At 70.1% G+C, this 13589-nt stretch carries 13 protein-coding genes; 8 read left to right on the top strand and 5 right to left on the bottom strand.

Features of this window, described 5'->3' with window-relative positions; translation table 11 throughout:
* The first annotated feature begins 100 nt into the window (after positions 1 to 100).
* Positions 101 to 1795, top strand: coding sequence for a chitinase (locus CV755_RS27765; RefSeq protein WP_109282995.1), 1695 nt, complete (start codon positions 101 to 103; stop codon positions 1793 to 1795).
* A gap of 118 nt (positions 1796 to 1913) precedes the next feature.
* Here CV755_RS27765 and CV755_RS27760 read toward each other — a convergent pair whose 3' ends face one another.
* Entirely contained in the window at positions 1914 to 2762 is an 849-nt protein-coding gene (locus CV755_RS27760; RefSeq protein ID WP_109282994.1) for a trypsin-like serine peptidase, read from the bottom strand.
* A gap of 299 nt (positions 2763 to 3061) precedes the next feature.
* Between CV755_RS27760 and CV755_RS27755 the strand changes: the two genes are divergently transcribed.
* The 4 genes from CV755_RS27755 (at position 3062) to CV755_RS27740 (ending at position 7829) form a co-directional block, all read left to right on the top strand.
* Positions 3062 to 4348, top strand: a complete 1287-nt coding sequence (locus tag CV755_RS27755) for an amino acid deaminase (RefSeq protein WP_109282993.1) — start codon at positions 3062 to 3064, stop codon at positions 4346 to 4348.
* Positions 4349 to 4491: 143 nt separating this feature from the next.
* Positions 4492 to 6090 (top strand): N-acyl-D-amino-acid deacylase family protein, encoded by a 1599-nt coding sequence (locus CV755_RS27750; protein WP_109282992.1) that lies wholly within the window; start codon positions 4492 to 4494, stop codon positions 6088 to 6090.
* A gap of 76 nt (positions 6091 to 6166) precedes the next feature.
* Positions 6167 to 7378 (top strand): pyridoxal phosphate-dependent aminotransferase, encoded by a 1212-nt coding sequence (locus tag CV755_RS27745; RefSeq protein WP_109283561.1) that lies wholly within the window; start codon positions 6167 to 6169, stop codon positions 7376 to 7378.
* Positions 7379 to 7424: 46 nt separating this feature from the next.
* Positions 7425 to 7829: an SCO4983 family protein gene (locus CV755_RS27740; RefSeq protein ID WP_109282991.1), complete on the top strand. Its 405-nt coding sequence runs from the start codon at positions 7425 to 7427 to the stop codon at positions 7827 to 7829.
* A 35-nt stretch (positions 7830 to 7864) separates the two neighbouring features.
* On the opposite strand, the gene rpsR is transcribed toward CV755_RS27740, so the two are convergent.
* Genes rpsR through CV755_RS27725 form a run of 3 tightly spaced genes read right to left on the bottom strand, consistent with a single transcriptional unit; the run spans position 7865 to position 9557 of the window.
* Positions 7865 to 8107: a 30S ribosomal protein S18 gene (rpsR, locus tag CV755_RS27735; protein WP_109282990.1), complete on the bottom strand. Its 243-nt coding sequence runs from the start codon at positions 8105 to 8107 to the stop codon at positions 7865 to 7867.
* A 20-nt stretch (positions 8108 to 8127) separates the two neighbouring features.
* Positions 8128 to 9303: a CobW family GTP-binding protein gene (locus tag CV755_RS27730; protein WP_109282989.1), complete on the bottom strand. Its 1176-nt coding sequence runs from the start codon at positions 9301 to 9303 to the stop codon at positions 8128 to 8130.
* Positions 9300 to 9557 carry a type B 50S ribosomal protein L31 gene (locus tag CV755_RS27725; protein WP_109282988.1) on the bottom strand — a complete coding sequence of 86 codons (258 nt, stop codon included), beginning with the start codon at positions 9555 to 9557 and terminating at the stop codon, positions 9300 to 9302. Before CV755_RS27725 ends, CV755_RS27730 begins: the two co-directional genes overlap by 4 nt.
* Before the next feature lie 126 nt (positions 9558 to 9683).
* On the opposite strand from CV755_RS27725, the gene rpmB reads away from it, so the two are divergent.
* Positions 9684 to 9920: a 50S ribosomal protein L28 gene (rpmB, locus tag CV755_RS27720; protein WP_109282987.1), complete on the top strand. Its 237-nt coding sequence runs from the start codon at positions 9684 to 9686 to the stop codon at positions 9918 to 9920.
* Positions 9920 to 10225 (top strand): 30S ribosomal protein S14, encoded by a 306-nt coding sequence (rpsN, locus tag CV755_RS27715; protein WP_109282986.1) that lies wholly within the window; start codon positions 9920 to 9922, stop codon positions 10223 to 10225. The genes rpmB and rpsN overlap by 1 nt, the downstream gene beginning before the upstream one ends.
* A 268-nt stretch (positions 10226 to 10493) precedes the next feature.
* Here rpsN and CV755_RS27710 read toward each other — a convergent pair whose 3' ends face one another.
* A complete protein-coding gene (locus tag CV755_RS27710; RefSeq protein ID WP_109282985.1) occupies positions 10494 to 12314 on the bottom strand; it encodes a phosphoenolpyruvate carboxykinase (GTP) in 1821 nt (606 codons plus the stop codon).
* A 276-nt stretch (positions 12315 to 12590) separates the two neighbouring features.
* Here CV755_RS27710 and trhA point away from each other — a divergent pair, with 276 nt between their 5' ends.
* Positions 12591 to 13295 (top strand): PAQR family membrane homeostasis protein TrhA, encoded by a 705-nt coding sequence (gene trhA, locus CV755_RS27705; RefSeq protein WP_109282984.1) that lies wholly within the window; start codon positions 12591 to 12593, stop codon positions 13293 to 13295.
* The last annotated feature ends 294 nt before the right edge of the window (positions 13296 to 13589 follow it).

The raw sequence follows: 13589 nt of genomic DNA, 5'->3' as shown, positions 1-13589 counted from the left end.
CAACGGAGCCTGCCGCAACCCTTGACAGATGAATTGGTCTGGACCACTCTCACCGCCACGGGAGACCCCCCACCAACTCCCCTTCCACCGGAGGTAAGTGATGCATCCCCCACGTCCCCTGGGCCTCAGACGTCGCCTGGGCAGCACACTGACGGCACTACTGCTCACGGCCGGCGGCATCGGCGCCCTCGGCAGCGGCCCCGCGCGGGCGGCCGACGGCAATCTGCTGGCCAATCCGGGCTTTGAGAACGGGCTGGCCAATTGGACCTGTTCGGGCGACAGCGGAAGTACCGTGAGTTCACCCGTACACGGCGGCCAGAGCGCCCTGAAGGCGACTCCCGGCGGCCAGGACGACGCCCGGTGCACCCAGACCGTGGCCGTCAAGCCCAACTCCCAGTACCAGCTGAGCGCCTGGGTGCGCGGCTCCTATGTCTACCTGGGCGCCGGCGGAACCGGCACCACGGACGTCTCCACCTGGACGCCCAACGCCGGTGACTGGCAGCAGCTGAACACCACCTTCACCACCGGTGCCGACACCACCTCGGTCACCGTCTATCTGCACGGCTGGTACGGACAGCCCGCCTATTTCGCCGACGATCTGGCTCTGACCGGCCCCGGCGGCGGCCCCAACCCGCCCGGCGGCCAGGTGCCGGCCGCGCCGGACGGGCTGACGGTGGGGGCGGTGACCCCCTCCTCCGTGGCCCTCTCCTGGAACCCGGTCCCCGGCGCGACCGGTTACACCGTCTACCGCGACGGCGCCAAGGTGCAGTCGGTCAACGGGACTTCGGCCACCGTCACCGGCCTCGCCCCGGGCACCGCGTACCGGTTCCAGGTGACCGCCGCCAACTCGGCGGGCGAGTCGGCGCTTTCGGCCGCGGTCACGGCCACCACCGGCACCGGCGGGGGCGGCCCCTCGCTGCCCAGGCACGCGCTCACCGGCTACTGGCAGAACTTCGACAACGGCGCCACGGTGCAGAAGCTCACCGATGTGCCCGACGCCTATGACATCATCGCCGTCGCCTTCGCCGACGCCACCAGCACACCGGGCGCGGTGGACTTCACCCTCGACCCCGCACTGCACTACGGCGAGGACCGGTTCAAGGCGGACATCGCGGCCAAGCGGGCGGCGGGCAAGTCGGTGGTCCTCTCGGTGGGCGGCGAGAAGGGCTCGGTGAGCGTCAACGACGCCTCCTCGGCGGAGAACTTCGCGAGCAGCGTCTACGCACTGATGCAGCGCTATGGCTTCAACGGGGTGGACATCGACCTGGAGAACGGCCTCAACCCCACCTATATGACCCAGGCGCTGCGCTCACTGTCGGCCAAGGCCGGCAGCGGACTGGTGATCACCATGGCGCCGCAGACCATCGATATGCAGTCGCCCTCGGCGGGCTACTTCCGGACCGCGCTCAACATCAAGGACATCCTGACCGTGGTCAACACCCAGTTCTACAACAGTGGTTCGATGAACGGCTGCGACGGCAATGTCTACGCCCAGGGCACGGTGGACTTCCTCACCGCGCTGGCCTGCGTCCAGCTGGAAGGCGGTCTGTCCCCCTCCCAGGTGGGTCTCGGGGTCCCGGCCTCGTCCCGGGCGGCGGGCAGCGGCTATGTGGACCCCTCGGTGGTCAACCGGGCCCTGGACTGCCTGGCCGGCGGTACGGGCTGCGGCTCCTTCAAGCCGCCGCACACCTATCCGGGGATCCGTGGCGCGATGACCTGGTCCACCAACTGGGACGCGGCGGCGGGCAACGGGTGGTCCTCGGCGGTGGGGCCGCACGTCCACGGGCTGCCGTAGGGAGCGCCCCTCAGGGGCGCGGGGAACTGCGCGAGCAACCATCCACAATCCGCACCCGGAAACGCGACGTGCCGGTCCCCCACCCGGAGAGCCCGGCACGCACGCGCACGCGGCACGCTCAGCCGTCCGAGCCCGCCGGTTTCGGCAGGGTGCAATCCGGCAGGCTCAGATCGATCCGGTTCCCCGGCGCCACACACCGGGTGATCTCAAAGGTCTCCTCCGCGTAGTTGGTCCCCTGCCGCACCGTGACATTGCCGTTCTCGTCAACCTCGCAGGGGTTGTTCTCGGTGCACTGCTCCCCGTTCTCATTGCCGGTGTTGTTGATGGCGATCACCTTGCCGGTGGCGGCGTCCTCCACCGGGGACCCGGAGGTGCCGCCGACCACATCGCAGGTCGAGGTGTAGCGCAGCGAGTCCTTCCAGACCCAGTCGCCCTCGTGCAGCTGGTAGACGAACCCGTCGGCATTGCAGGAGTAGATCTTCTTCCAGAAGCCGGAGACCACCTTGATCGCGGTACCGGCCGTGGGGTGGTCCCCGGACAGGGTGAGCGCGTTGATGCCATAGCGCTGCTTGATCTGGGCGTAGCTGGTGCCCAGTTGGTAGAGGGTGACGTCGGTGTCGGTCATGGTGGAGTACGCCACCTTGGTGGCCCGCAGCGTCCCGGCGCGGCCTCCACTGGAGTTCAGCAGGGTGAAGCTGCGGGTGGACGGCTGGTCGGTGATGACCTCGCCGGGGGCGGGCATGCCGGTCTCCAGGCAGTGGCCGTTGGTCATCACCAGTGCCGGGTCATTGTCCGCGGAGTCGGGCATTCTGATCAGCGAGCCGGAACAGTTGCTGAGCGCGACGGTGCCGGCGAAGTCGATGGCCTTGTGCCGGGGCTGGGGGGCGGCCGTGGCGGGTGCGGTACCGGCGATGGTGGCCCCGCCGAGCAGCAGGGTGGTGAGCACGCCGACGAGCGGTCTCTTCATGGGGGGTGTGTCCTCTCCGGACGGAAGAGCAGCCGTTTTGACGTGTACATTGTTGTGGCCCCTGGGACTGGGCGCAATGAACCGGCTTGGCCCGTCCGCAAGTTGGCCGGATACGCCCAGCCGCACCCCCGTCCGGCACCTGGCGGGCGACCGGCCGGCCAGGCGCGGCCGCCATGGAAGACCGCCTGGCCACAGCGTCAATCCACCATTGACCCGGCGCCCGGCCAGGTGTTAGACAGCCCGGAGCGCTTTGCGCACAAATGTTGCAGATCATGCAATGGAACCGCTCCGGAGGGTAAATGACCGTCGCCGCCGACCACCCCGTCGCCCGCCTCGCCCTGGAACCGGTCGGCAACCGGTTCAAGGGGCTGCCGCCGGACGCGGAGGGCCTGACCGTCGGCGCGCTGGCGGCCGAGCGGCGGTCACTGTTCACCGGCGGCTTCGGCACCCCCGTACTGACGCTCTCCGCCGAGGCCCTGGCGCACAACCTGGCCCAGCTGGAACGCTGGACCACCGAACGGGACCTGGCCTTCGCCCCGCACGGCAAGACCTCCATGGCGCCCCAGCTCTTCGAGCGCCAGCTGGCCCACGGCGCGTGGGGCATCACCGCGGCCACGCCCGCCCAGGCGCGCATCTACCGCGCCTTCGGCATCCGGCGGATCTTCCTGGCCAATGAGGTGGTGGACGCCGCGGCACTGCGCTGGCTGGCCGGGGAACTGGCCGCCGACCCGGAGCTGCGGATCATCACCTATGTGGACTCGGTACGCGGCGTGGAGCTGATGGACGCCGCGCTGCGCGACGCGGGAGCGGGCCGCCCGCTGGACGTGGTGGTGGAACTGGGCGCGGAGGGCGGACGCACCGGTGTCCGCACCGAGGCGCAGTGCGCGGTGGTCGCGGACGCGGTACGCGACGTGTCCACCCTGCGGCTGGTGGGGGTGGCCGGTTACGAGGCCGAAATCCCGGGCGCGGACCAGGAGTCGGTGCGTCACTGGCTGCACCGGCTGGTCTCGCTCGCCGTCTCCTTCGACCGCGAAGGCCGTTTCCAGGGGCTGGACGAGATCGTGGTGAGCGCGGGCGGCAGCGCCTGGTTCGACACGGTCGCCGAAGTCTTCGGCGAACTGCCCGAGTTGTCGGCTCCGGTGCTGAAGCTGCTGCGCTCCGGGGCGTATGTGACCCACGACGACGGCCAGTACCGCAACAAGACCCCCTTTAACCGCCACCCGGAACAGGGCGAGCTGCGCCCGGCGTTCCGCCTGTGGACCCAGGTGGTCTCCCGCCCGGAGCCCGGCCTGGCCTTCCTCAACGCGGGCAAGCGGGACGCGCCCTACGACCTGGGCCTGCCCACGGTCCAGGTCATCCGCTCCGCCCGGGACGGCTCCCTGCGCCCGGCCCATGGCCTGACCGTCTCGGCCCTGGCCGACCAGCACGCCTTCGTCCAGGTGGCCGAGAACGCGACGGAGCCGGAGGTCGGGGACTGGGTCGGACTGGGAATCTCCCATCCCTGCACGGCGTTTGAGAAGTGGCAGCTGATTCCGGTGGTGACGGAGGAGGGCGTGGTCACGGAATTCATCCGCACTTTCTTCTAGGCGCGGGGCCAGCGCCTCCGGGTGCCCTCCGGGGGCGCGGGTGCCCCATCAGGGGCGCGGGGCAGCTACATATGCGGCTCCGCCGCGTGGGCGCGACCAGCCACCCACAACCCGCAAAGCGAACCCGCTCACCGGGGAGCCCCATGGACACCGTGCTCCGCGACGTCCAGCTCATCGACGGCACCGGCGCGCCCTCCTACCGCGCCGACCTCGCCCTCTCCGACGGCAGGATCGCCCGGATCGCCCGCGAGGGAACCCCCCGTCCCTCCGGGCGGCGCACCCTCGACGCCCATGGCCTGGCCGCGGCCCCCGGCTTTGTCGATATGCACGCACACAGCGACCTCGCCCTGCTCCGCGACCCGGAGCATCTGGCCAAGGTCGCCCAGGGCGTGACCCTGGAAGTCCTGGGCCAGGACGGCCTGTCCTACGCACCGGTCAACGACCGCACCCTCAGCGACATACGCACCCAGATCGCCGGCTGGAACGGCGTCGGCGCCCCCAGCGACTTCAACTGGCGCACCGTAGGCGAATATCTCAACTTCCTGGACCGCGGCATCGCGGTCAACGCCGCCTACCTCGTCCCCCAAGGCACCCTCCGCATGCTGGTCACCGGATGGGACAACCGTCCGCCCACCCCCGCCGAACTCACCACCATGCGCGAGCTCTTGGCGCAGGGGCTGGGCGAGGGCGCGGTCGGCATGTCCTCCGGCCTCACCTATCCGCCCGGCATGTACGCCGATGACACCGAACTCGCCGAACTGTGCCGGGTGGTGGCGCACTACGGCGGCTACTACTGCCCGCACCACCGCTCCTACGGCGCGGGCGCCCTCCGCGCGTACCGCGAGATGCTGGCGCTGGCGCGCGAGTCGGGCTGTGCGCTCCATCTCGCCCATGCCACGCTGAACTTCCCGGAGAACCGGGGCCGCGCCCCGGAACTGCTGGAGTTGCTGGACCGGGCCCTGGCGGCCGGTGTGGACGTAACCCTGGACAGCTATCCCTACACCCCCGGCAGCACCACCCTGGCCGCGCTGCTGCCGAGTTGGGCCGCCGAGGGCGGGCCACAGGCGCTGCTGGCGCGGCTGCGCGATCCGGGAACGGCGGAACGGATCCGGCACGCACTGGAGGTGTCGGGGGCGGACGGCTGCCATGGGGTGCCGGTGGACTGGGACACCGTGGAGGTCTCCGGGGTGCGCGCCCCGGCCCTGTCCGGCTGGGTGGGCCGGACCGTCGGCGCCATGGCCCGCGAGCGCGGCCGGCGCCCCTGGGAGTGCGTACGCCATCTGCTCATCGAGGACCGGCTGGCGACGGCCGTCCTTCAGCATGTGGGGCATGAGGAGAACGTCCGCATGATCATGCGGCACCGCACACACACCGGTGGCAGCGACGGCATCCTGGAGGGCGCCAAGCCGCACCCCCGGGCGTATGGCACCTTTCCGCACTACCTCGGCCGCTACGTCCGTGAGCTGGGGGTGCTGTCGCTGGAGGAGTGCGTGGCGCATCTCACGTCCCGTCCCGCCGCCCGGCTCAGGCTGCCCGACCGGGGGGTGATCCGCGAGGGATGGCGGGCGGACCTGGTGCTCTTCGATCCGGCGACGGTGGCCGCCGGCGCAACATTCCAAGATCCGAAGCGGCTTCCTACCGGCATTCCTTACGTGCTGATCGACGGACGCTTTGTGATGGAAGACGGCCGTCGGACAAGCGTGCTGGCGGGCCGCAGTGTGCGGCGGACGCCGGTGCGCTGACCTGCCCCGGATCGCGGCCGTCGGACGGCCGTCAATGGGCGAGCATGCCGATGCCGGCCCCCGTATGGTGGCCGTCATGCAGGTGATCCAGTCAACGAAGCTCGCCAACGTCTGCTACGAGATCCGTGGCCCGGTGCTGGAGGAGGCCATGCGGCTGGAGGCGGCGGGACACCGCATCCTCAAGCTGAACACCGGCAACCCGGCAGCCTTCGGTTTCGAGTGCCCGCCGGAAATCCTCGAGGACATGCTGCGCAATGTCGGCTCCGCGCATGGCTATGGGGACGCCAAGGGCCTGCTCGCCGCCCGGCGGGCGGTGGTGCAGCACTACGAGACCAAGGGCATCGAGCTCTCGGTGGAGGACGTCTACCTCGGCAACGGCGTCTCGGAGCTGATCCAGATGTCGATGCAGGCGCTGCTCGACGATGGCGACGAGGTGCTGGTCCCGGCACCGGACTATCCGCTGTGGACCGCCTCGGTGGCACTGGCGGGCGGCCGGGCCGTGCACTACCGCTGTGACGAGCAGGCGGACTGGATGCCGGACCTGGCGGACATCGAGTCCAAGGTCACCGACCGGACCAAGGCGCTCGTCATCATCAATCCCAACAACCCCACGGGTGCGGTGTATGACGAGGAGATGGTGCGCGGGCTGACCGAGATCGCCCGGCGGCACAACCTGATCGTCTGTTCCGATGAGATCTACGACAAGATCCTCTATGACGGGGTGACCCATACCCCGACCGCCGCCATCGCCCCGGATCTGCTGACCCTGACCTTCAATGGCCTGTCCAAGGCCTACCGGGTGGCGGGTTACCGCAGCGGCTGGCTGGCCGTCTGCGGGCCCAAGGCCCATGCCGACAGCTATATCGAGGGCTTGACGGTGCTGGCCAATATGCGGCTGTGCGCCAATATGCCGGCGCAGCACGCGGTGGCCACCGCGCTGGGCGGCAAGCAGTCGATCAATGAGCTGGTGCTGCCGGGCGGCCGGCTGCTGGAGCAGCGCGATGTGGCCTATGAGCTGCTGACGCAGATCCCCGGGGTGACCTGTGTGAAGCCCAAGGGAGCGCTGTACGCCTTCCCGCGGCTGGACCCCAAGGTGTATCCGATCAAGGACGACCGGCAGTTGGTGCTGGACCTGCTCCGGGCCGAGAAGATCATGGTGGTCCATGGGACGGGCTTCAACTGGCCGGAGCCGGATCACTTCCGGCTGGTCACCCTGCCCAATGCCAAGGATCTGGCGGATGCCGTGACCCGGATCGGCACCTTCCTCGAAGATTATGTGCAGGTTTAGACATTGTCCAAGTTAAGATGGCCTCCTGAGCAGTAGGAGGCCATCCATGTACGAGCCGATCCGCACGCCATCGCTGCACGCGGTGGCCGCACAGTGTGGCGCCATGCGGGGTCTGCACCGCTCCCGCGCCGAGGAACTGGACATCCGGCTGGCCGGGCATCTCACGGCGCTGCTGACCGTGACGGACGAGCTGCGGGCACTGGCGGCTTCGCCGGAACTGGACGCGGCGGCAGGTGAGTTGGCGGCGGCGGTGGCCCGGCTGCGGGGCGGCAACGCGCCGCTGCGGGCGGCTCCGTCGCGGGCGGGCGACCCGGCCAGGCTGCACCAGCGCGCCCATATGCTGGCCGGCCAGGCCCTGGTGGTCGCCACCCAGCGCGGCGACCAGGCGGGCGCAGCCCTGGCCGCGCGACGGCTGGCCGCGCACGCGGCGGCACTGGGGCTGGCGGTTTAGGTGTGGTGTCCCAGGACGCCGGGCGGTCGCTCCGGCTACCGGGAGCTATAGGGCAGGAGCGCCATCTCGCGTGCGTTCTTGATGGCCTGCGCTATCCGCCGCTGCTGCTGACGCGTCACCTGGGTCACCCGACGGCTGCGGATCTTTCCGCGGTCGGAGATGAACTTCCGCAGCAGATCGGTGTCCTTGTAATCGACATAGGTGATGCCGGCGGCGTCCAGCGGGTTCACGCGCCGGCGCTTGACGGTCTGCCGCCGCTTGCTGGTGGGTCGGGGCATGGTGAGATCGGTCCTTTCCTTCAGGTCACGGGGTCGAGCAAGTCGTCGAAGGCGTGCGAGAGTTGCTGCCAGCGCTCCCTGCCCGCCGCGTACTCGTCATCGGTGAGCAGGCAGGAGTCGAGCAGGGCCGACAGGCCGTCGCGGTCCAGGCCGGGTGAGGTGAAGGTCAGGTACTGGCAGCGGTCGCCGTGTTCGGGGTGCCAGTCCAGGGAGGCGGCGAGGCGGCGTTCGGCGGGCACCATCTCCCAGGCGGCGTCGGGCAGGGCGGCCAGCCAGGGGCCGGCCGACTCCACGCAGAGCGCGCCGCCCGCGGCATCCCACGACAGAAGGGTGTCGGGGCGGTCCGCCAGCCAGAACCGTCCACGGCTGCGGGCGGCGGCGCAGGTCAGGTCCTCCAGCGCCGCATAGAGGCGCTGCGGGTGGAAGGGCCGTTCGCGCCGCCAGACGAAGGTGCTCACCTCATGCTCGTCGGCCTCCTGGGGCAGCAGCGCGCACGCGGGGTGCACACGGGCGGCGGCCGCCGCCACATCGAAGCCCGCCAGCAGGACCGCGCCCAGGGCACCGCTGTCCACGCGTACCCTGCGGGCGCCCGGCGTGAGCTGGGCGAGCAGCGCGTGGTCGGAGTCGTCGGCGGGCTCGACGTCCTGCGGGTGCGAACCGTCCGCACCGAGGGCGATGACCGTGGGGTACTCCAGTTGCCGGGCGAAGGTGTCGGCGACCGTGCGCTGGTCGGTCGGGGCGGCGGCGAGCCCGGCGTCGGCCAGGTCATCGCCGTTGGACAGGTACGGCAGGACAAGGGCCGGGTCGGTCACGGTGGCGACCCCGGTCAGCGCGAGCGGTGCACCCGCGTCGGCGATGACTCCGGCCATGGCCTGGGGTTCGACGGAGTCCCACAGTTCCACGACGGCAAGCCGGTACCTGTTCTCCCCGGCGAGCCGCAGCAGTTCGGGGACCAGGTCCTCGCGCAGCGCGCAGCACGCACAGTCGTTCACCAGGGGTGCGTCACCGCTGTCCAGCAGGCCGCCGGCATCACGTACGGTGCGGTGCACCGCGCTGTGGACGGCGGACGTCAGGTCGTGGTGCAGGGCGACCGAGCCGGGGACCGTGCGCAGGATCTCCTCGACGGCGGCCCGGCGGGCGCCGGCATGCAATCCGGCGACGATCGCGACCGGCAGCGGCGTCCGGTCCCCGCTCACCGCTTGCTCCGTGAGCGCCCGTAGCGCCGCTCGAAGCGCTCGACCCGCCCCGCGGTGTCCACGATGCGCTGGGTGCCGGTGTAGAAGGGGTGGCTCGCCGAGGAGATCTCGACGTCGATGACCGGGTAGGTGTTGCCGTCCTCCCACTCGACGGTCTTGTCGCTGGTGGCGGTCGAGCGGGTCAGGAAGGCGAAGTCGGCGGCCCGGTCACGGAAGACGACCGGGTGGTAGGCGGGGTGGATTCCGGGCTTCATGGCTCTCGGCGCTCCTCATGGAAGTTACGGCGGTGCTTGGCCATGAACAGCACCATACAGGAGATTGGTTTTCATTTTCATTAAGCGTTAGTGTGCTGCCATTGCCGCCAATGGAGGAGGAACCCCATGTCCGCCCACTGCCAACTCACGGGCCGGCAGCCCGGCTTCGGCCATCACATCTCCCACTCGCACCGGCGCAGCAAGCGCCGCTTCGACCCCAACATCCAGCGCAAGCGCTACTGGCTGCCGAGCGAAGGCCGTCATGTCCGGCTCACGCTCTCGGCCAAGGGCATCAAGACCGTGGACACGATCGGCATCGAGGCCGCAGTGGCCCGTATCCGCGCCCGGGGAGAGAAGGTCTGATGGCGAAGAAGAGCAAGATCGCGAAGAATGAGCAGCGGCGCCTCGTCGTGGCCCGCTACGCCGCGCGCCGCGCCGCGCTGAAGGCGGTCATCTCGTTTCCCGGGTCTTCGGACGAGGAACGCGCCGCCGCCCAGCGGGAACTGAGCCGGCAGCCCCGCGACGCCAGCGCCACCCGCCTGCGCAACCGCGATGCCGTGGACGGGCGCCCCCGTGGCCATCTGCGGGCCTTTGGCCTGTCCCGCATCCGGGTGCGCGAGATGGCCCACGCGGGCGAGCTGCCCGGCGTGACCAAGAGCAGTTGGTGACCCGCGCCCGGTCCGCCTGCAGCCGGCTCGCCGCCTGACGCAGCAGGACCCTCCCGGACACCGTCCGCCGACGCGCCGCCACCCGGCGCTGAGGCGGCACCGATCTCCCGGGACAGCACATCCGGGCGCGCCGTGAGCGGGCCGGCGGGCGGGCACGCGCCTTCGGCGTGCAGCTTCCCACCCGCCCGCTGTCCGGAGGGCAATCGGCGGGCGGGTGGGCGGAGTTCGCACCGCGGGCGCGTGCCCGCCCACCGGCCCGCAGGGGGGATCACCCCAGGCGCTGCACCAGCGCCCGGTACTCGTCCCACAGCTCCTTCGGGGTGTGGTCCCCGAAGGTGTTGAGGTGCTCCGGCACCAGCGCCGCCTCCTCGCGCCAGACCTCCCGGTCCACCGTGAGCAGCAGCTCCAGGTCGGCCTCGGGGATGTCCAGGCCGTCCAGGTCGAGCGAGTCGCGCGTCGGCAGCACACCGATGGGCGTCTCGACGCCCTCCGCCTTGCCCTCCAGGCGCTCCACGATCCACTTCAGCACCCGGCTGTTCTCGCCGAAGCCGGGCCAGACGAACCGGCCGTCCGCATCCTTGCGGAACCAGTTGACGTAGTAGATCTTGGGCAGCTTGGACTGGTCCCGGCCCTGGCCGATCCTGATCCAGTGGCCCATGTAGTCGCCCATGTTGTAGCCGCAGAACGGCAGCATGGCGAAGGGGTCCCGGCGCAGCTCGCCCACCTTGCCCTCGGCGGCGGCGGTCTTCTCGGAGGCGACGTTGGCGCCGATGAAGACGCCGTGCTGCCAGCTGAAGGACTCGGTGACCAGCGGCACGGCGGAGGCACGGCGGCCACCGAAGAGGATGGCGGAGATGGGCACGCCCTTGGGGTCCTCCCACTCGGGCGCGATGATCGGGCACTGTGAAGCGGGCACGGTGAAGCGGGCGTTGGGGTGCGCGGCGGGCGAAGTGCCGGCCGGCGTCCAGTCGTTGCCCTTCCAGTCCGTGAGATGGGCGGGCTGCTCCTCGGTCATGCCCTCCCACCACACATCGCCGTCGTCGGTGAGGGCGACATTGGTGAAGACCGCGTTGCCCCAAAGGGTCTTCATCGCATTGGCGTTGGTGTGCTCACCGGTGCCGGGGGCGACGCCGAAGAAGCCCGCCTCGGGGTTGATGGCGTAGAGGCGGCCGTCCTCGCCGAAGCGCATCCAGGCGATGTCGTCGCCGATGGTCTCCACCGTCCAGCCGGAGATGGTGGGCTCCAGCATGGCCAGGTTGGTCTTGCCGCAGGCGGAGGGGAAGGCGGCGGCCACGTACTTGGGCTCGCCCTGGGGCGGGGTGAGCTTGAGGATCAGCATGTGCTCGGCGAGCCAGCCCTCGTCGCGGGCCATCACCGAGGCGATGCGCAGGGCGTAGCACTTCTTGCCCAGCAGGGCGTTGCCGCCGTAGCCGGAGCCGTAGGACCAGATCTCCCGGCCCTCGGGGAAGTGCGAGATGTACTTGGTGGAGTTGCAGGGCCAGGGGACGTCGGCCTGGCCGGGCTCCAGGGGGGCGCCGAGGGTGTGGACGGCCTTGACGAAGTCGCCGTTCTCGCCGAGCTCCTGGAGGACGGCCGCGCCCATGCGGGTCATGGTGCGCATGGAGACGGCGACATAGGCGGAGTCGGTGATCTCCACGCCCATCGCGGACAGCGGCGAGCCCAGCGGCCCCATGCAGAACGGCACCACATACATGGTGCGGCCCCGCATGGCGCCACGGAAAATGCCGTTCTCGCCCGCGAAGATCTCGCGCATCTCGGCCGGCGCCTTCCAGTGGTTGGTCGGCCCGGCGTCCTCCTCCCGCTCGGAGCAGATGAAGGTGCGGTCCTCCACACGTGCCACATCGCTGGGGTCGGAGGCGGCGTAGTAGGAGTTGGGGCGCTTGACCGGGTCGAGCTTTCTGAAGGTGCCCTTGGCGACCAGTTCTTCGCAGAGGCGCTCGTACTCCGCCTCGGAGCCGTCGCACCAGACGACCCGGTCCGGCTGAGTGAGGGCGGCGATCTCTTCGACCCAGGAGATCAGCCCCTGGTGGTTGGTGAGGGTGGTGGGAGCCGCAATTGCGCGCGCCACGATCGCTCCGTCCCGCCGGGCGCCAATGTCCGTCCCGGCGTCACTTATTGAGGGTGGAACGGCTCTTCGCCGCCGTTCAACGACGGCGGGAGTCCGCTTCTGCACATTCGCCCCTTGGGGGCTGCGACCCAGACGCTTCCCGTTTCCGCTCATCCGGTGCCGCCCGCACTCATTTGATCATCCGACTCCCTTGGGCTTCTGTCCAGAGGGCACCCCCGTGACCATCGCCACGTGAGACCGCGCCGTAACCTACGGTGGCGTAGTTAGCATGAGCCCATGACTTCCGCGCCCGACGCAGCGCCCGTCGCTCTCCCGACTCCCGCCGGTGCCGCGAATGAGGCACCGCCGCTCAAGCCGCGGCTGCGCGGCTGGTTGCACGCCGGGATGTTCCCGGCCGTGCTGGTATCCGGCGTCTTTCTGACCGCCCTGGCCGACAGCACCCGAGCCCGGATCGCCTGTGCTGTCTATGTACTGAGCGCCTGTCTGCTGTTCGGGGTCAGCGCGCTCTACCACCGGGGCAACTGGAGCCCGCGCACCACGGCGGTGCTCCGCCGGCTCGACCACGCCAATATCTTCCTGATCATCGCCGGCACCTATACCCCGCTGACCATGCTCCTGGTCCCGGGCGGGCGCGGGCAGTTGCTGCTGTGGGCGGTGTGGGCCGCGGCGGTGGCCGGCATCGCCTTCCGGGTGTTCTGGCTCGGTGCGCCACGCTGGCTCTACATCCCCTGCTATGTGGCCATGGGCTGGGCGGCGGTGTTCTTCCTCCCCGACTTCCTGCGCAAGGGAGGCATCGCCGTCCTGGTCCTGGTGATCGTCGGCGGTCTGCTCTACAGCGCGGGCGGCGTGATCTACGGGATCAAGCGCCCCAATCCCTCACCCCGCTGGTTCGGTTTCCATGAGGTCTTCCACTCGCTGACGCTGGCCGCCTTTGCGGTGCACTACGTCGGCATCTCCCTGGTGGCGTATTCGCACCACTGAGGACGACACAGAGGGTCTGGGCGCCCGATGCGCCCGGGACCCGCCCCGCAGTGGCCGTGGCCGTGAGGTCGCGGCCACTTTCCATGCCAGGACACCGATCGCGGCCAGCACCACGGCCAGCACGGCGGCCTCTCCGGCCAGCAGATATCCCCCCACGCACAGCGCCGCGACCAGCACGGCCGACACGTTCAGCACGGCTGCACCCATCACCGATCCCCCTCCTGTGTCTCACTGACCGGTCGCCTGCCCCGTACAGAGCGTTACACACGCCACTGACAGTCAGGACGGCATCAA

It is taken from the genome of Streptomyces orinoci (assembly GCF_003121295.1).
GTDB lineage: Bacteria > Actinomycetota > Actinomycetes > Streptomycetales > Streptomycetaceae > Streptomyces > Streptomyces orinoci.
The sequence above is the reverse complement of the archived record's forward strand: the minus strand, read 5'-3'. Positions and strand labels throughout refer to the sequence as shown.